This window comes from Methylophaga pinxianii (assembly GCF_020447225.1).
Classification (GTDB): domain Bacteria; phylum Pseudomonadota; class Gammaproteobacteria; order Nitrosococcales; family Methylophagaceae; genus Methylophaga; species Methylophaga pinxianii.
This window is the reverse complement of the sequence record NZ_JAJAEO010000180.1, coordinates 44,811-63,775: the sequence shown is the minus strand read 5'-3', so window position 1 is coordinate 63,775 and position 18,965 is coordinate 44,811. Positions and strand designations below refer to the sequence as shown.

Genomic DNA, 18,965 nt, shown 5'->3' with positions numbered 1-18,965 from the left:
GAATCACCGCTTCTACTGAACTCCTGTTTTATTGGATTTTAAAATGGCTCAATACGTATATAGCATGAACCGCGTGGGCAAAATCGTACCGCCCAAACGCGAAATATTAAAAGATATTTCCTTATCCTTTTTTCCTGGCGCCAAAATCGGTGTGCTGGGTTTGAATGGTTCAGGTAAATCCACCCTGCTTCGCATAATGGCAGGTGAGGATAAAGATTATATTGGCGAAGCCCGGCCGATGCCAAATATGAAGGTGGGTTATCTGCCTCAGGAACCTGAACTGGATGACAGCAAAACTGTTCGGGAAATCGTTGAAGAATCGGTATCTGATGTTAAAGCCGCTTTAGACGAACTGGATGCGATTTATGCGGCTTACGCCGAACCCGATGCCGACTTTGATGCACTCGCCAAAAAACAAGGCGAACTGGAAAACCTGATCACCGCCAAAGACGGCCACAATCTGGACAATGCGCTGGAACGTGCCGCAGATGCCTTGCGCCTGCCACCTTGGGATGCCAAAGTTGGTGTGTTATCCGGTGGTGAACGTCGCCGCGTAGCCTTATGTCGGTTATTGCTTGATAACCCGGATATGCTGTTACTCGATGAGCCGACCAACCATCTGGATGCTGAATCCATTGCCTGGATTGAACGTTTTCTGCAGGAATATCCCGGTACTGTTGTGGCCATTACCCATGATCGTTATTTCCTGGATAATGCGGCTGGCTGGATACTGGAGCTGGATCGTGGACGTGGCATTCCGTATGAAGGTAACTACTCTTCCTGGCTGGAACAGAAAGATCAACGCCTGGCTCAGGAAGCCAAACAGGAAGCTTCACATAACAAAGCTATTCAGGCTGAACTGGAATGGGTCCGTCAGGGGGCCAAAGGCCGTCAGGCAAAATCCAAAGCGCGTTTGAAACAGTTTGAAGAAATGAATTCACGTGAATTCCAGAAGCGCAATGAAACCCAGGAAATCTATATTCCACCTGGTCCACGTTTGGGTGACAAGGTAATTGAACTGCATAACGTCACTAAATCTTACGGCGACAAATTGTTGTTTGAAAACCTCAGTCTGACCATTCCACCAGGCGCTATTGTTGGCATTATCGGTCCTAATGGCGCAGGTAAATCCACTTTATTCAGAATGATTACCGGTGAAGAAAAACCAGACTCTGGTGAAATCGAAATCGGCAGCACAGTGCAGCTGGCTTATGTCAATCAGTCGCGTGAACTGGATGGCTCTAAAACGGTATTTGAAGAAATCGCCGATGGTGCAGACATGATTACCGTTGGTAATTATCAAACCCCTTCACGTGCTTATTGTGGACGCTTTAACTTTAAAGGCTCGGACCAGCAGAAATATGTGAAGGATTTATCAGGGGGTGAGCGTAACCGCCTGCATATGGCCAAATTGCTTAAAGAAGGCGGCAACGTTTTATTACTCGACGAACCGACCAATGATCTGGACGTTGAAACCCTGCGGGCATTGGAAGAAGCTATTCTGGCCTTCCCGGGGTCTGCGGTGGTCATTTCGCATGATCGCTGGTTCCTGGATCGCGTGTGTACCCATATGATTGCCTATGAAGGTGATTCCAGCGTGGTGTTCTTTGAAGGTAATTACAGCGAGTATGCTGAAGATTACCGTAAACGCTTCGGCAAAGATCATCAGCCGGAACGTATTAAATACCGCCGGATGAATTAGATTTTGGAATATCCGCAGATTACGCAGATTTTCACAGATTAAGGTTTTGTAGGTCGGGTTAGCCTAGCGTAACCCGACCCCTTTATGTGTTGTCTGAGGTAAATTTCAATCTTTTAAAGGTTTATGCATCATCTCAGGTGTGCGTTCAGCGCCGAGAATACCGACACGTATCAGAAAATCACCAAAATGTTCTTCTTGGTCACGTTCGGCAGCAAACTGTTCAATCATCGGTTTTAATGTGTCCAGGATAGTGGCTTCATCCACATTTTCCAGGTATAGACGATTTAAGCGCTGTCCACTGAAATCCGCTCCCAGATTCAGGTTATAGCGACCTATCGCTTTACCGGTTAGGGCTATTTCGCCCAGGTATGGCCTTGCACAGCCATTCGGACAACCGGTAATACGAATATTAATCAATTGTTCAGGTAAGCCGGCCTCGCTGATGATCTGCTCTAATTTGTTCAGGAAACTGGGTAAATAACGCTCCGACTCAGCCATCGCTAAACCACAGGTAGGTAAAGCAACACAAGCCATCGCATTTAATCGTAAGGCGGGGCGACGATCACCGATATCGAGTTGATATTGTTCTACCAGTTGCTCAATTACAGGTTTTTGCTCAGGACTGATATTGGCGATAATCAGATTCTGATTACAGGTCATACGGAATTCTCCGGTATGAACCTTGGCAATTTCACGTAATGCTGTTCGTAAAGACAAGTTTTCGGTATCAGCAACACGACCGCTATAAATATATAACGTTAAATGCCATTGGCCATCTTCACCCTGAATCCAGCCAAATCGATCGCCATTACGTAATAACTCAAAGTGTCTTGCCGGTTGCATTGCCTCGCCATGATATTCGGTAAATTTTTCGTTAAACCAGTCAATACCATGATCATCAATAGTGTATTTAAACCGGGCATGGGATCTCACGGTACGATCCCCAAAGTCACGTTGGATAGCTGCAATGGCTTCACAGGCTTTGACAACTTTATCTTTGGCGACAAATCCAGCCATCGTAGCCAAGCGCGGAAAAGTCGCCGTTTCACCATAGGTCATGCCCATTCCACCACCAACGGCAACATTGAATCCAACCAGTTCATCATTTTCGATAATGGCAATTAACGCAATATCGTTGGCCAAGACATCGCTGTCATTTTCAGGCGGGATAGCAATCCCAATTTTAAATTTTCTGGGTAAATAACGTTCACCATAAAATGGTTCTTCAGCTTTCCCTGGTTGATAGACACATTTTTCGCCTAACCAGATTTCGGCATAAGCCCCAGACTGCCAGCATAAATGATCGCTGATAGCCTTTGATATTTGATGAACTTCAGCATGGACTGATGATTGATGCGGGTTCACATTGGTGACAACGTTTCGATTCACATCACCACAAGCGCCTTTCGTATCCAAATTCAATGCATTTACCTGTTGCATTAAAGAGCGCAGATCTTTTTTCAAAACTTCATGGTATTGAAACGTCTGACGCGTGGTGATTCTAAGCGTGCCATTTGAACAATCGTCAGCAATTTCATCCAAACCCAACCATTGTTGTGGCGTGACCACCCCACCCGGGATCCGCAGTCGAACCATAAATGAATATAGCGGTTCCAGCTTTTGACGACGACGTTCGTCACGCAGATCACGATGATCCTGCATGTAGCTGCCATGAAATTTCGTCAGCTTATTGTCGTCTTCCGAAATCGCACCAGTAACGGTATCTTCCAGCCCTTCGGCAATGGTGCCACGCAGATAACGGCTGTCGAGTTTCAGTTGTTCGGCTTCAGGTAATTTTGTATTCATTAGTACACATCACGTTGGTAGCGTTTATCACGAGTTAGTTGACGCAAGTATTCTGTCGCGTCATCACGGCTTTTGCTGCCCTGCTGGCTGATAATATCAATCAGTGCTTCATTGACGTCCGGCGCCATATTATCGGCATCGCCACAGACGTATAGATAGGCACCCTCTTGTAACCAGTTCCAGATCTCTATCGATTTTTCACGTAAGCGGTGTTGAACGTAGACTTTCTCAGCTTGATCGCGGGAAAAAGCGACGTCTAAATGGGTCAACAAGCCCGATTTGCGCCAGGTTAGCCATTCTGTCTGATAGAGAAAATCGGTAAGGAAATGTTGATCTCCAAAGAACAACCAGTTAGGTCCTCTTGCACCACGCTCTTCGCGTTCCTGCATAAAGCTTCTGAAGGGCGCCACACCGGTTCCAGGACCGATCATGATAATGGGGACGTCATCATCGTCAGGCAGCTTAAAGTTTTTATTACTATCGATATAAACCGGAATAGTCGTATCTTCAGTCAGTCGATCGGCCAACCAGGTTGATGCGACCCCGCCTCGCTCACGGTTATGCGTGTTGTAACGAACTGTTGCAACAGTTATATGTACTTCTTCATCAACAGCGGCTTGACTGGAGGCAATCGAGTACAATCTCGGCGGCAGTTTTCTGAGCAGTTTGATAAAGCTGTTGGGCTCGATTCCAGGCAATGGATAGCTTTGTACCAAATCCAATACATCACGGCCGCGAATCCATTCTGTCACGGCAGATTTGCTTTCCATTAGTTTATTCAGTTCATCGGATTGGGCCAATTCCGCCCATTTTTCAACTAAGGGTCGGGTCAGAATCGTTATTTCACGATGATGCATTAGTGCATTAAGCAATGTCTCTGATTGGTCATCCAGCTCAACTGGGCTTTCGGGATCAAAGCCAAGCGATTCAATAAGCATAGATACCAGAGCAGGATCATTTTGTGGATAAATACCCAGCGCATCACCGGGCTGATACTGTAATCCTGATCCCTCCAGTGAAATTTCGATATGACGAACTTCTTTGCTGGAACCACGACCACTGAGAAGCTGATTTTCAAGTACTGGGGCAGCAAACGGATGTTTTCGATCATATTGTACTGCTGGCACAGCTTGACTCATCGCTGCAGCAGCGGAAGGTGGCGCTGCAGTAGCCTGCATCGAGCTGGTTAATGAGTTGATCAGGTCAGTAATCCACTTCTCTGCCAGATCATCGTAATCGACATCACAATCGACGCGTTGAATTATAGGTGTGGCGCCAAGGTTTTGCAGACGTGCATCAAAATCTTTACCTGTCTGACAGAAGTATTCATAGCTGGAATCTCCCAATGAAAGCACGCTGTATTTCAATTGCTTTAATCCGGGAGCTTTTCGACTATTGAGAAATTCATAAAGATCCATGGCATTATCCGGTGGCTCACCTTCCCCATGAGTCGAAGTTAATAATGCAAGGTAATCTTCGTTTTTCAGATCTCTTGGTTTATATTCGGCCATATCCAATAACTTGACATCGATACCACTGGCTTTTGCTTTTTCGGCAAGTTGGCCGGCAACCCCTTCAGTATTCCCTGTTTGCGAACCGTAAAGGATAGTAAGTTTACTATTTGGTTCGACAACGGCAGGCGTCATCTCAGCAGCAGCTGTGCCGCTTTGGGCGGCACGATAGCCGGACAAATAACCAGACAGCCAATCCACTTGCCAGCCATCAAGGCCTTGCAGTAAATTATTTAGCTGCTGTAATTGTTCATCAGTTAATGGGGCGTTGGGCAACCTGATATTCATTTTATTGGATGATCTCTTAAAAATGCGCTGGAAAGCCTGCACAAAATAACAAAAACTTTATATAAATAGAAACTATATATTTGGATTTCCTTATAATAAAAACAAATATATAGTGACAACGAATAAACTTATCTTAGATAAGTTATTGCAAATTAATGTGAATAGTTGAGCACAGAGTAATCAAAATTAATGGCTATCGCTAAAGATTAGGTGTGATGGTGAAAATTTCAACCATCAAATGGATTTATGCTCATGTAAATCCGTATCTGCATACATGTACAGTGATTGAAGGTCGATATTCACCATAGAATGACTGGAAGCAATGCCGACAGTATATTCAATATTCAAATGAGGACTGACGGTAGAATTGTAATAGTGGACCGCATCAGCCAGATTTTTCAGAGAGTTGGCGACAGGATCACCAACACAAAGGACTACAAATTCATCATCTACCAGTCTGGCCACTAATTCGGTATCTGTAAACGTTTCGCTAAGTAATCTTGAAAAATGAATAATTGCCTCATCCCCGGCTGATATACCATGCGCATGGATAATACGTTTGTAGTTATTCAGATCGAAGTAATACATCGTTATATTTTTTTTCAGTGGCACAAAAATAGTGAGTAACTGTTGTGCTCTGCGCTCAAACGCATCCCGATTAAGCAGACCAGTGAGTTTATCCTCATCAAGTAGCGGGTTGTATTCAATTTCTTGCTCAACCATTTCGGTGAGCTGTTTGAGTAATACTTTGTCTGATTCGCTAAATTCCCGTGGTTTCGAATGTTTTAAACACAATGCTCCTAACTTCTCACCAGACCGGGCATGAATTGGACATCCTGCATAAAAACGTACATATGGAGCGGATGTCACCATAATATTATTTACGTATTGACGATCAAGCAGCGTATCCGGAACAACAAAAATATCTTCCTGAGCAATTGTCTGGTTACAAAATGCAACGGAACGTTCGGTTTGTCGTTGACTGAATCCCAGTGAGGATTTTATCCATTGACGGTTTTCATCAATAAATGAAATCAAACTGATATCAACATTAAACACACGTGCGCAAAGCTTGGTTAAGCGATCATAACGATGCTCTGGTTCAGTATCCAGCAATCCGAGACCATGCAGATGTTTCAATCTTTGTAAATCAATGTGTTGGTAACTCTTTTTAGTCCACTCTATAAAAGCCTCTGGCAGCATCGGACGACCAATAAAGTATCCCTGGGCTTGATCACAGCCCATTTTTCTTAACAGTTCCAAGGCCATGTTATCTTCAATGCCTTCTGCTGCAACCTGCATATTTAAACTATGGGCAAGTTCGATAATCGCTTTAATTACCAGTCTTGATTCGCGGGAGTCTGCTGATGTCATGACAAAGGTTTTATCTACTTTGACTTCCGAAAATGGCATGCGGACTAATGCCAACATCGACGAAAAACCCGTTCCAAAATCATCAATTGATAATCGAAAGCCCCGTAAGCGTAATCGGGTCAGTAAATCCAATGACATCACAGGATCATCCATTGCAGCCGTTTCGGTTAATTCCAGAATAAGCTGATCGGGTTTAATCTGATTGGTTTCACATAGTGTTTCAATTTTTTTGAACAACCCGAGGTTTTTTAAGGATGCTGCAGAAATGTTGACTGAAAGTAACAGTCCCCGGTTATAACTTCGCAAAGACGATTTTGCATTTTGAATTTGTTTCATAAAGCCCAGGGCTTTTTCAAACACTTGTAAGGTTAAATCATCAATTAAGCCATTTTGCTCGGCTAATGGGATGAATTTTTCCGGTGAAATAAAACCTTTTTCAGGATGATGCCATCTGGCCAGTGCCTCGAACCCCGTTAGTGAACCACTGATACAAGATACTTTAGGTTGATAGACCAAATAGATTTCGTGGTTATTGATGGCTTGTTCCAGTTCGCTCACATTGAGGGTATTGGCCTGATTTTCGGCTCGTAATTGTTGGCCAAACGCATTATCGGCGTTACTGGTCGTTTCGGCATTAATCAAATCGCGAAAAGCTTTCGGATTAAAGGGCTTGGGAAGGATACCGAGAACATTCAGCCCATGTGCACCAGCCGAACGTGCAGCAGCATGTAACAATTGTTGACCCGCACCACTGGTAATAATTAACTGTGCATCGACTTGCATGCGCCCCAACTCGCCCAGCACTTCTACGCCATCCATATCCGGCATAATTAAATCAACAATCAAGTAGTGTGGTTTCCACTCATGGAGGATGTCGAGAAACCCTTGAAAATCAGAGGTTACTTTGGCAGATAAACCGATAAATTCGGCGACATTTGCTATCGCTCTCGCGGTGAGATTATTGTCATCCAGAATAAGTACTTTTAATTCGGTCATGAGCCGGAATACTCTTAAATTATCTAGCGTAAATAAGCTGTGAAACCACAGTGTAATGGATTATTCATCCTGCAGAGAGTTACGGATTTTAGTCGTCAATTCATCCCGACTGTATGGTTTACTCAGTAACATCACTCCCGGGTCTAATCGACCATGATGGACGATGGAATTCTCGGTATAACCCGAGGTAAATAATACTTTTAAATTTGGCCGTATACGTTGAGCTCTATCTGACAGTTCTCGACCATTTATGCCACCCGGCATCACAACGTCGGTAAATAATAAATCAATCTGGGCATCACTCAGAATAATCTCCATAGCCTCTTGACCGTTAGAAGCACTCAATACCTGATAACCCATAAACTCCAATTGAGAAATGACATAGCTACGAACCAGTTCATCATCTTCAACAACCAGTATTGTCTCATTGCCTATTTGAGGCTGTATTGGTAACAGATCAACCTTTTCTGCAGATTCAACACCTTCGGGAGATCGAGGCAAATAAAGTCGAATTGTCGTTCCCTGCCCGACTTCTGAATAGATATTGATATGACCATAACTTTGTCGAGCAAATCCATAGACCATGGCCAACCCCAGTCCAGTACCTTTATCTTTGCTTTTGGTGGTGTAAAACGGTTCAAATACTTTATTCAGGTTCTCCGGAGCAATACCCACACCGGTGTCTGATACGCCAATGATCACGTAATCTCCCACAGCAACATCATGGCGTGATGCATACTCTTCAGATAGCGAAACATTCAGAGTTTCAATTAATAATCGACCTCCTGAGGGCATAGAATCACGCGCATTAATGGCCAGATTCAATAAAGCGTTTTCCAATTGGCCAGGATCCACCTGAGCCAACCAGAGGTCTGGATCTAAAGCCAGTTCAAGTTGAACTGTCTCGCCCAGTGATCGGCTAAGTAAGCGGTGGAAATTATTTAATAATTGATTGGCATCAATATGCTTGGGATCAAGGGCTTGCCGGCGCGCAAAGGCCAGTAAGCTACGAATCAGTTCCGCCCCGCGATCGGCAGCTTCCTGTATCATTTTTGACAAGCTGCGAAGATTGGAATCAGTTGCCAGTGATTCGGTAATGATTTCTGCATTACCGACTATAACAGTAAGTAAATTATTAAAATCGTGAGCCACACCACCCGTCAACTGTCCAACCGCTTCAAGCCGCTGGGACTGACGCAGTTTTTCTTCTATTTCCAAGCGTTCTGAAATATCCGTAATACCACCGACCATCCGGATGGCTTCATCGTTATTGTTGTAAATCACATAACCACGATCAATAACATCTGCGTAACTGCCATCTTGCCGTTGAAACTTGTAGTTATCTGACCAGCTTTGTTGGTGGCTTTCTACTGAACGCCTGAGGTTGTTGACGACTCGATTACGGTCATCGGGATGAATACGTTTTTCCCAGCCTTCCAGTGATGGTACGGACTCTTCGGCATCCACGCCAAACAGGCTGGCAAAGCTATCACTCCACCAAAGCTTATTGGTGATGAGATCCCAATCCCAAATGGCATCATTGGTTGCTTTGGATAATAGTTGAAAGCGTTGTTCACTCTCACGAATATTGGCATCGGCCTGTTTTTGCAACGTAATATCGGTAATATAGCCCTCAATGGCAACGATGGTTCCCTCTTTGTCTTTGACGGCGCTGCCCTGTTCCCAAAACCAACGAATCCCACCGTTTTTATGAATAATGCGATATTCAAGCTGGAATGGCAGATTTTGTGACAAAGCTTCTGCTACCTTTTTAATTGCCATAGGCTGATCATCCGGATAGATAAGATTAGCAAAGGCAATTTCATTATTTTTAAGCACACTCTCCGCAGCATAACCAGTCAATTTTTCAAAAGACTCACTGACATACAGCATGGTCCAACTTTCATCATATAAACAACGATAAGCAACGCCGGGTAGATTCCGCAGTAATTGCATTAATGATCTTTCTGCTTCTGTACGCTGAGCTTCGGCAAGCTTGGTGTTGGTTATATTTTCGGTGATAGCAATCAAATGCAAGGGTTGGCCATTTTCATCCCGTTGCAATGTCACGCTTAACCGGGCCCATACGGTTTCTCCCGCCTTACTGATATAACGTTTCTCAATAATGCGACTATCATGCAGCCCCAGCATAATATCGTTAATTTTCTGTTGATTCTGCTGTTGATCATCCGGGTGGGTTATCTGCTGAAAATCCATTTGGTTTAGCTCATCATTGGTATAGCCCAACATATCGCAATAAGCTTGATTGCACTCGATATATCGTCCGTAGATGGTCATTATCGCTACGCCAGTTGCCGCATCTTGAAACGCCTCTCTAAAGCGGCTCTCACTGCGACGAACGCGCTCCTCATTACGTTGCTTGTTGATCGCTATAGAAATGATTTTTGAAATCCGCTCGATAGTATCGAGCTCTTCGGGTTCTGGAGTTTTGACTTGATTGTGATAAACAGCAAAAGTGGCGATAACTTTCTGTTTTTCATCGAATATAGGATGCGACCAACAGGCACGTAAATTATATTTTAAGGCAAATTCACGATAACTCTCCCATAAAGGGTCGTGTTCAATATCTGCTACGATGACTGGCTTTCTGAGGTATGCAGCTGTTCCACATGAGCCAGCTTGTGGGCCGATTGGTTCGCCATGAATGGCATCGTTATAGCTGTTGGGTAAACTGGGTGCTGAACCGTGTAGAAGCCGTTTACCTTCTTCGTCAAGAAGTAAAATTGAAGCAATCGCATTGGGGAGTATTTCTTCAATTCCCAGTACAATCCGCTGCATTATTTGAGGTAACTCAAGAGATGAGGCTACCGCTTCAATCATTCCTGATTCAAGTTGTTGGATCATTTCGAGACGTTTACGCTCAGTAATATCCGTCGTCATCCCCAACCGGCGTATTTCCTGCCCACTGGCATTAAAAACTGATTTACCACAATCGAATAACCAGCGGATCGCACCATCATTTTGTCGTGTAATACGGTATTCGGCCTCAGTAATACCTGTGTTATTGATTTTATTACTGGTGAAATTAAGGTTGGCTCTATCCTCAGGAAGGATAAATTGTTGTAAACCTTCAATCGTTCCAGAAAAGTCTTCTAGCGTAATACCAAATAGAAGCGCTGTTTGTTCAGACCAGATCACTTTGTCATTAATTAGATCTATTTCCCAGCTTCCCATATGTCCAATCCGCTGGGTTTCGTCCATAAGCCGTAATAAGTGATCGGTATGACTTATTTGTTGACGAAAATCCGTCAAATCCAGCACGGTGCCAAATAGTGCATTTTTATCGGGCATCCAGGTTGCATGTTGACGGATAAAACGTACCTGATTATTAGCGGTTAATATCCTATGACATAGATCAATATCCGAATGGTATTCAATCGCCTTATCAAATACCTTTGTAACATGATCTTTTTCACTTGGATGAACGAGTTGCAATAAGCCGGTGATTGAAGGTTGATAATAGTTTGCTGATTTGGCGAAAATTTCAAAAGTTTGAGAATCCCACCATAACTTTGGTGTTTCTGAGTGATATATCCAGTGACCTATTAATGTTGGAGAGGCCCCCAAGTCCGGAGCAATCCATTGTTGACTAGGACCTGGCGAAACTTCACTGGATAAGATGACCAATAATTTATTGTTATCACCGTCACATACTAAAGTTGCTGGATATCGAGGCGCCTCGATGGTACTGATAACTGTTAATGGTGATTGAACAGGCGATTTTGACTGTAAAACACTTTTATCAATTTCTTCAGCAAAAAAAGACTCAAATGGGAGACCAATTATATCGTTTTCATCTGAGGCTTTAATTAGCCTTAATGCTTCTGAGTTAGCCGCTAGCAAAAGATTATCCTTGAAGATAAACACCGGTTGCGGGTGCTGATTCATTAGCACAGTTAATGAATAATCATGGGCCTCACTATTACTACTCAATTTTTTCTCACCCTCTAAAACATGTCCAACGTTTAACAAAGTTATAACAGAGTTGAGCTATGTCGCCAGAGAATTTTTTGTCGAAATTAAATTTTAAATTGGTTAATTTGTGACTCCAATCCATTTGCCAATCTGGCTAGTTCCTGACTGGTTGAGGTGGTTTGATTGGTGCTTTCTGCATTTTCTTCGGCAACCTGAGCGATACTGACGATATTACGGTTTATTTCCTCGGCGACAGCAGATTGCTCTTCAGCAGCACTGGCTATATGAGTATTCATATCGCGAATGGAGGCCACAGATTCTGAGATGATATCCAGGGATTTCCCTGCTTTCTCAGCCATTTCGACGCTATGGTTGGCTTGCTCGAGCTCTTCATCCATCACCCGAACCGCTTTTTCGGCTTCATTTTGTAAACGATCAATAATTTTTTTGATTTCTTCAGTTGAGTCATGGCTGCGTTTAGCAAGCGTTCTGACTTCATCAGCAACAACAGCAAAACCTCGGCCTGACTCCCCTGCTCGGGCCGCTTCAATGGCCGCGTTTAATGCCAGTAAGTTGGTTTGTTCAGCAATCCCTTGAATCACTGATAACACGCTACCGATATTTTCACTCTCTTTCTGCAGATCCTTAATTGAAATGGCACCACTTTGAACTTGATTGGCGAGTTGCTTAATACCGTTGATGGCATCCATAACTACAGTCTTACCAGCTTTTGTCTCATCATCAGCGGTACGAGACGCCTCAGCTGCCTGAGAAGCATAGCGTGCCACCTCCTGGACTGTTGCCGTCATTTGGTTCATGGCCGTGGCCACTTGATCACTATCACTTTGCTGGCTCATCACACCACGGCTGGTCTGGCCAGTAATAACCGTTAATTCTTCTGCTGCAATATTTAATTGTCTTGAGGAGTCAAATACCTGCTGAATTAATTGACTGAACGCACCCATCATCTGATTAAATACGTTGGCCATCTGCACTATTTCATCCTTTCCCACTACATTCGCTCGTTGGGTCAAATCCTTGTTTTGCTGAGCTTTATGCATAACTGCAGCCAGTAAATTAATTGGATTAACCACACTGCGACTGATGCGTTGAGATAAGAAAATCAATATGGCCAGTATCAATAAAATTGTAATGGCAGCTTGTAGAAAAACCGTTTTTTTATGAGATGAAACCTCACCTGCAATCAACCCGGCAGTTTCACTGAATAAATCTCTGATTTCATACACATTGGCCCGCATAGTGCCTATCTGGCCAAGATCTTCATTAAACCCTAGTTGTTCGTAATTTGTTACTAACTGTGCAAAATCGTTGCTATAATTTTGCATCAAATTTTCTATCTGCCGTTGTTCAGGTTCACTCAAATAGCTTTGCTGTAAATCCTGATAAAAAATCTGCAAGTTATCGTTAAACTTATCGAGGTAACTTACATCTTTACGTAATAAAAAGTCTTTCTCATTACGACGTAACATCAGCATATCTTTCAATAACGTATCATTTTGAACCGCCCCGAGCATTTGCTCGGCCTCATGGACAGATTTACGTAAGTTGCCATAAAGTCCATCGGTATGACTCAAACCGATCGTTTGTTGCATCAGTACCAGCTCGTTAAAAGCCGTATGATATTGTTCAAGTAAGTCTAGTAATTGAGGGATTTGCTGGAGCTGTATGTCTTCTGCTTTAAGCTGAGCATCAAGATCGGTCAGTTGTTGAGTAATTTGATTATAGCTTTCGTTAAAACTGTTTTGATGTTTAAGGTCAAGCCTGTTAAAAAAATCTTTTTGAGCTATCCGCATATTGACCAATGTTGTTTGTGCTTCAATACTCAGTGCATTTGATTCCCCCATTTTTACCAGAGAATTCATGCCGAGGCTCAAAATACCAGCGAGTATGAGAATTCCAACGATCATTAAACCGCTTAAAAGCAACATTTTTGCTTTGACTGAAAGGGAACTCAGCATGAAAGACTCCAAAGTAAATGGGAATAACTCCTAATACTTTGTATAGCGTCTTCATAGGGTGAAACTTTAGAAAGTCACCAACAAATAATTGCAATTAACCTATTATTCTAAAATTGCTCCAGATTCGATTAATAGACGGTGAATTGAATGAGCGAATTGTTGGTAACCTAACGCATTCGGATGTACATGATCAGCTTTTAAGGAAGAATCGATAAGCAGTTCGCTGAGAATAGTAGCTTCGATTGGAATATCATTTTTTTCAGCCACTTCTAAATATAATGGCACTGGCGCTAAATTAATACCCAGAGCAGGAACGGCAATTAAAACCACTTGAGCACCGTTATCAGTAATTTCATCAACCATGGCTTGCAGATTAGCCTGTAATTGCTGACGACTTTGTTTACGCAACAAATCATTAGCACCGTGGCAAAGAATAACCAAATCTGGCTGAGTGTCTTTTAATACTTGTGATAGCCGGATTTTTCCATCGCTACTGAGTTCGCCGGGTATACCGGCATTTATCACCTTTCTGCCGGTTAAATCTGCTAATAGCGCTGGATAACTTTGTTCCGGTTGTGCCCCTGTGCCAAAGGTCAAACTATCACCAAAAGCCAGAATGATGGCGTCATCACTTAATGGTTTGAGACTGACGGCAGTTTCATCGCAACCAACAAGTCCTAACAGAATTCCAACCAGCAGTAGTTTGGCAATAACCGCTTTCATTAAGCCGCTTTATTAACTGTGGGAAATAACCGATAAAAGTTTTCTGTAGTCGCAGCGGCAATAACCTCTTCCGATTCGCCTCGAAGTTCAGCCAGAAAAGCCGCCACATGTTTGACATAGGCTGGCTTGTTGGTCTTTCCACGATGCGGTTCAGGTGCCAGATAAGGTGCATCGGTTTCAATCAGAATTCTATCAAGCGGTAATTTTTTAGCCACATCCTGAAGTTCACGAGCACTTTTAAAGGTCACGATACCGGATAAAGAAATATAAAAACCAATATCCAGTGCCCGTTTTGCAGTTTCCCAGTTTTCTGTAAAACAATGGATGATACCGCCTGCTTCTCTGGCATTTTCCTGCTCCAGCATAGTCATGGTATCTTCGCGCGCTTCGCGGGTATGAATGATCAGCGGTTTGCTAGTCTGTTTTGCTGCTTCGATATGGTAACGAAACCGCTCGCGTTGCCAACTCAGGTCGCCCTCGCTACGGAAGTAGTCAAGCCCTGTTTCACCAATCGCAATGACTTTGGGATGATCAGCCAGCTCAACCAGCTGTTCAGTCGTCAGTGTTCCGGCCTCCTCCACATTGGGATGGATGCCGACACTGGCTGTCAGATGGGGATAATTTTCTGCAAGCTGCCTTACTTCATCAATACTGCTTTTATCGATAGCAATACACAGAATGTGCTCAATATTGTTTTCATTAGCTTCAGCAACCATTGCAGCAATGCCGCCAGGTTGGTCAACCAGTAAATTAAGATGGCAGTGTGAATCGATATACATAAATAACCTAGTTGATGACGGCTTTACCGCCAGTCTCTTACATCGTATAGGTGGCTTTATCCGATTTCAATTTATCAACAAGATGGTTTTCGATTTTACCCCGCACCACATTGGCACCACCGTCACCTTCGCTGAAATGAACACCAATACCTGCAGCCTGATTACCCTGAGCACCTCTAGGGGTTATCCAGGCAATCGTTCCAGCGACTGGAATTTTTTCAGGCTCATCCAGTAAGGTGAGTAAAATAAAAACCTCTTCCCCCATTTCATAAGTTTTATTGGTGGGAATAAAAAGACCACCATTTTTAAGAAATGGCATAAAAGAGTGATAAAGCATGTTCTGATCGCTGATTTTCAGCGAGAGGATACCTTTGCGTGGATTCATGCCCATAAAAAACTCTTTATTATTGACTGATAACAGACTTTTGGTTGATCGGATCTGTGTTTGCGATACGCATGACAGAAACCATAAAGTTCTCTATTAACAATGTCTTGTTATAGTTATTTGCTGAAGATATTAACTTTATTGTATCTACTATGCAATCAACAATCTGCCAGTATTGCTGACTTTTATTAAGCTCAGCATACCCCGAATAGTGTTGCTTAAGTCGAGTTTTACAAATTGATAATAATTGATGCATCACTTTTATCAGATCTAATTGCTGCCATTGACTGGTTAGTTGTACCGGATTGATACGATGCTGCAATAGTTGTTCAAAATCCTGCTGAAGCTGTTGATAAGTCTGCCATTCACTTGACGCTAGGGCGTTGACAATAGCAAAGGGGGCATCTTGAGTTAATGAGGAAATCTTTTGCAATTGCTCAACATCGGCAATAACATCCTGCGAATTTAACCATTGCAAGGTAGTTGAATACTCTGGCGTAGCCATATGCATCTGCTGACAGCGACTGCGAATCGTGATGGGTAAACGGTGAACTGCGTTGGTGGTCAAAATCAAAATCGTATTATTTTGAGGTTCTTCCAATAATTTCAGCAAACTATTGGCGGCGCTGTTGGTCATCGCATCAGCTGACTCAATAATCACGGTTTTCCATTTAGCAACACTGGGAGTAAGAGACTGCTTGTCTTTCAATGTTCGAATCTGATCGATTTTTATCGATTTACCCGCTTCTTCAGCACGAATCGTTAAATGATCCGGATGATTTCCAACCAGCATCAATTGGCAACTGTGGCAAAGACCGCAAGCGTGAAATGCCTTGTCAGTTGCTAAGCATAATAGACTTTCGGCCATTTTGGCGGCAAACTGTGTTTTCCCCAAACCGGCCACGCCAGTTAATAAAACAGCGTGTGGTAAGCGTTCCTGTTCAACCCGGGTTACAACGTGTTGCCATATTTCCTGCTGCCATGGAAAAAGTTGTGTCATCAAACCGGCGTTTCCAATAATAATTCAAGTTGCTGTGTTAGCTGTTGTTGAATCACTTCAACACTATGGCTGGCATCAATTAATTTAATACGATTGGGTTCGGCTTGTGCGCGTGACAAATAACAGTTTCTGACACGCTCAAAAAAGGCCTGTTTTTCCAATTCAAAACGATCCTTTTGCTGCTGGCGTTGCTCTACCCTTTTCTGCCCAAGCGCGACGGGTAAATCAAATAAAAATGTCACATCCGTTTGGCAGCCTTGCAATGTCCACTCAGCAAGTGCCTGTATTCTTTGCTCGTCAATTCCTCGACCGCCCCCCTGATAAGCAAATGTGGCATCAACAAATCGGTCGGATAAAACCCAGTCGCCGCGATTTAATGCCGGCAGAATAATCTGTTGAATATGTTCTGCTCTGGCAGCAAACATAAGGAGTAATTCAGTATCCTGTGCCATGGGGTGTTCACTGGGTTGCAGCAGCACCTCGCGAACCTTTTCCCCCAATTCTGTTCCGCCAGGTTCGCGAGTCACAACAACCTGTTTACCTCTAGCTGTTAAAAAATCAGCAATAAACTGCAGTTGTGTAGATTTACCGGCACCTTCGATGCCTTCGATACTGATGAATTTTCCGGTCATTTTGTTAACTGCATCTCATTCCAATATTGTCTTACAGCTCGGTTATGGTCTTCCAGATTGTCAGAAAAAACATGACCGCCGTTTTCGGCCCCGGCAACAAAATAAAGGCTGTTTCCTGCAGCAGGATTCATCGCTGCTTCAATGGACTCTTTACTGGGCAAACATATTGGCGTTGGTGGCAAGCCGAAGCGTGTATAGGTATTGTAAGGCGTATCGGTTTGCAAATCTTTTTTACGGATATTGCCATCATAATTTTCGCCCATACCATAGATAACGGTGGGATCTGTCTGTAAACGCATGCCTTTTTCCAGTCGTCTGACAAACACACCCGCAATTTCAGGTCGTTCCTGTGGGATAGCGCTCTCTTTTTCAATGATAGAGGCCATAATCAATACTTCATATGCCGAATCATAGGGCAAATTCTCAGTCATCTGCTGCCAGATAATATCCAGCTGATTTTGCATTTTTTGATGAGCTCGGCGTAAAAATTGGACATCAGTAGTATTAGCGGGAAAATGATAAGTCTCTGGTAAAAACCAGCCTTCAACCAGTTCATTTTCAATCGACAATGCCTGGCGAACCGTTTCATTATTGAGCTCGGGCAAAGTGATTTTTAACTTGGGATGAGCCTGCATTTTTTCAAATAATTGTTTGGCGGTCATACCCTCAACGATCGTCAATGAGTATTGAACGACTTTGCCACTGATAAATAACTTTAACAGTGTGGGTAATGTTGCATCCGACTCAATCTTGTATTCACCAGCTTTGATTTGTTGAGCATTGCCCTGCAGCCGAGCATAAATATCCAGATAAATGCTGGGAACCGGACTGAGTCCCTTGTCGTATAATCGTTGACTGACTTTGCTGATATTATCACCAGGATAGATAGTGAAAATGGTCTCTTGTTCCACCATGTTGACCGGCTGATGAAGAAAACGCTGATATTCACTCCATGCAACCAGAGCGATAATTGCGGCAATTATCAGTAAAAAAAGCAGTTTAATATATATAGGTATTTTCATTTATCTGTATTTAGTGAATTCAGGGCATTCTGCAGCTTTTGGGTGACAGGACCGTGGCATAAATCCAAATCAAGATCGGTAATATATGTCACAGGCCAGATACCGATTAGACTGTTGCAGATAAACACTTCATCAGCTTGTTTGAGGTTATCAAGTATCAATGAAGTAGTATGTAGTGGTAATTCCAGTCGACCAGCGATTTCAATCAACGTCTGACGCATGATACCAGCGATCCCGGCGTTTGAAAGCTCAGCCGTCCACAATTCATTATTTTGTACCAAAAAGACATTAGACATGGTGCCTTCAATCAAATGATCCCGATAATCCAACATTAATCCCTCAGCAATCTGTTCATCCTGCCACTCATTACGTGCCAGGACCTGTTCCAGGCGATTAAGATGTTTTATTCCAGCTAAGGAGGGGTTTATTGATAGGCGCTGCTGGCAAATACGAACACTAATGCCAGAATTATTGATAGCAGGATAAACCGGCATTGCATGCGTACTGACAATACGCGTAGTCTGCATAGTTGACTGGTAGCGATAACCTCGTCCGCCTGAACCACGGGTAATGATGATTTTGATGACAGCATCATGAGTCAATTGATGACAAATAATATCAATATCTGTTTTAAGCGCTCGTTGTAAGGTATCGGGAAAAGCAATTTTCAGCCGTTTACAGCCTTCAAGCAGTCTGGAAATGTGTTGGGAAAAATATTCGAGTTGGCCATTGCGATAGGCGATGGTTTCAAATAAACCATCGCCATATTGCAAACCACGATCAGCGATATCGATTCTGTTTTCGGGGTGGCCGTTAATCAGAATCATGTCGT

At 43.3% G+C, this 18,965-nt stretch carries 13 protein-coding genes; 1 reads left to right on the top strand and 12 read right to left on the bottom strand.

The features are described 5' to 3' along the window. Positions 1 to 43: 43 nt before the first annotated feature. Positions 44 to 1,702 (top strand): energy-dependent translational throttle protein EttA, encoded by a 1,659-nt coding sequence (gene ettA, locus LGT40_RS11665; protein ID WP_226074496.1) that lies wholly within the window; start codon positions 44 to 46, stop codon positions 1,700 to 1,702. 105 nt (positions 1,703 to 1,807) lie between these two features. Here ettA and LGT40_RS11660 read toward each other — a convergent pair whose 3' ends face one another. From LGT40_RS11660 to pabC, 12 genes are all read right to left on the bottom strand, one after another. Continuing rightward, positions 1,808 to 3,508, bottom strand: coding sequence for an NADPH-dependent assimilatory sulfite reductase hemoprotein subunit (locus tag LGT40_RS11660; protein WP_226074498.1), 1,701 nt, complete (start codon positions 3,506 to 3,508; stop codon positions 1,808 to 1,810). Then, positions 3,508 to 5,307, bottom strand: coding sequence for an assimilatory sulfite reductase (NADPH) flavoprotein subunit (locus tag LGT40_RS11655; protein WP_226074500.1), 1,800 nt, complete (start codon positions 5,305 to 5,307; stop codon positions 3,508 to 3,510). The genes LGT40_RS11660 and LGT40_RS11655 overlap by 1 nt, the downstream gene beginning before the upstream one ends. Before the next feature lie 234 nt (positions 5,308 to 5,541). Continuing rightward, complete coding sequence (locus LGT40_RS11650) at positions 5,542 to 7,677, bottom strand: EAL domain-containing protein (protein ID WP_226074502.1); 2,136 nt, start codon at positions 7,675 to 7,677, stop codon at positions 5,542 to 5,544. A 60-nt stretch (positions 7,678 to 7,737) separates the two neighbouring features. Then, complete coding sequence (locus tag LGT40_RS11645) at positions 7,738 to 11,631, bottom strand: PAS domain-containing protein (RefSeq protein WP_226074504.1); 3,894 nt, start codon at positions 11,629 to 11,631, stop codon at positions 7,738 to 7,740. An 86-nt stretch (positions 11,632 to 11,717) separates the two neighbouring features. Then, the gene (locus LGT40_RS11640) at positions 11,718 to 13,592 is read right to left on the bottom strand and encodes a methyl-accepting chemotaxis protein (RefSeq protein WP_226074507.1); all 1,875 of its coding nucleotides are present in this window, start codon (positions 13,590 to 13,592) and stop codon (positions 11,718 to 11,720) included. A 102-nt stretch (positions 13,593 to 13,694) separates the two neighbouring features. Then, a complete protein-coding gene (locus tag LGT40_RS11635; protein ID WP_226074509.1) occupies positions 13,695 to 14,315 on the bottom strand; it encodes a GDSL-type esterase/lipase family protein in 621 nt (206 codons plus the stop codon). Then, entirely contained in the window at positions 14,315 to 15,094 is a 780-nt protein-coding gene (locus LGT40_RS11630) for a TatD family hydrolase (RefSeq protein ID WP_226074511.1), read from the bottom strand. The genes LGT40_RS11635 and LGT40_RS11630 overlap by 1 nt, the downstream gene beginning before the upstream one ends. Positions 15,095 to 15,131: 37 nt before the next feature. Further along, complete coding sequence (locus tag LGT40_RS11625) at positions 15,132 to 15,485, bottom strand: PilZ domain-containing protein (protein WP_226074520.1); 354 nt, start codon at positions 15,483 to 15,485, stop codon at positions 15,132 to 15,134. A gap of 13 nt (positions 15,486 to 15,498) precedes the next feature. Beyond that, the gene (holB, locus tag LGT40_RS11620) at positions 15,499 to 16,479 is read right to left on the bottom strand and encodes a DNA polymerase III subunit delta' (RefSeq protein ID WP_226074522.1); all 981 of its coding nucleotides are present in this window, start codon (positions 16,477 to 16,479) and stop codon (positions 15,499 to 15,501) included. Further along, the gene (gene tmk, locus LGT40_RS11615; protein ID WP_226074525.1) at positions 16,479 to 17,111 is read right to left on the bottom strand and encodes a dTMP kinase; all 633 of its coding nucleotides are present in this window, start codon (positions 17,109 to 17,111) and stop codon (positions 16,479 to 16,481) included. The genes holB and tmk overlap by 1 nt, the downstream gene beginning before the upstream one ends. Further along, entirely contained in the window at positions 17,108 to 18,133 is a 1,026-nt protein-coding gene (mltG, locus tag LGT40_RS11610) for an endolytic transglycosylase MltG (RefSeq protein WP_226074527.1), read from the bottom strand. Before mltG ends, tmk begins: the two co-directional genes overlap by 4 nt. Then, the gene (gene pabC / locus LGT40_RS11605) at positions 18,130 to 18,960 is read right to left on the bottom strand and encodes an aminodeoxychorismate lyase (protein ID WP_226074529.1); all 831 of its coding nucleotides are present in this window, start codon (positions 18,958 to 18,960) and stop codon (positions 18,130 to 18,132) included. Before pabC ends, mltG begins: the two co-directional genes overlap by 4 nt. Between the last annotated feature and the right edge of the window lie 5 nt (positions 18,961 to 18,965).

Coding starts and splice junctions, on each gene's coding strand:
- LGT40_RS11640 (WP_226074507.1), bottom strand. CDS start 13,592: ATGCTGAGTTCCCTTTCAGTCAAAGCAAAAATGTTGCTTTTAAGCGGT.
- LGT40_RS11655 (WP_226074500.1), bottom strand. CDS start 5,307: ATGAATATCAGGTTGCCCAACGCCCCATTAACTGATGAACAATTACAG.
- holB (WP_226074522.1), bottom strand. CDS start 16,479: ATGACACAACTTTTTCCATGGCAGCAGGAAATATGGCAACACGTTGTA.
- LGT40_RS11650 (WP_226074502.1), bottom strand. CDS start 7,677: ATGACCGAATTAAAAGTACTTATTCTGGATGACAATAATCTCACCGCG.
- LGT40_RS11625 (WP_226074520.1), bottom strand. CDS start 15,485: ATGGGCATGAATCCACGCAAAGGTATCCTCTCGCTGAAAATCAGCGAT.
- LGT40_RS11635 (WP_226074509.1), bottom strand. CDS start 14,315: ATGAAAGCGGTTATTGCCAAACTACTGCTGGTTGGAATTCTGTTAGGA.
- LGT40_RS11630 (WP_226074511.1), bottom strand. CDS start 15,094: ATGTATATCGATTCACACTGCCATCTTAATTTACTGGTTGACCAACCT.
- tmk (WP_226074525.1), bottom strand. CDS start 17,111: ATGACCGGAAAATTCATCAGTATCGAAGGCATCGAAGGTGCCGGTAAA.
- mltG (WP_226074527.1), bottom strand. CDS start 18,133: ATGAAAATACCTATATATATTAAACTGCTTTTTTTACTGATAATTGCC.
- ettA (WP_226074496.1), top strand. CDS start 44: ATGGCTCAATACGTATATAGCATGAACCGCGTGGGCAAAATCGTACCG.
- LGT40_RS11660 (WP_226074498.1), bottom strand. CDS start 3,508: ATGAATACAAAATTACCTGAAGCCGAACAACTGAAACTCGACAGCCGT.
- pabC (WP_226074529.1), bottom strand. CDS start 18,960: ATGATTCTGATTAACGGCCACCCCGAAAACAGAATCGATATCGCTGAT.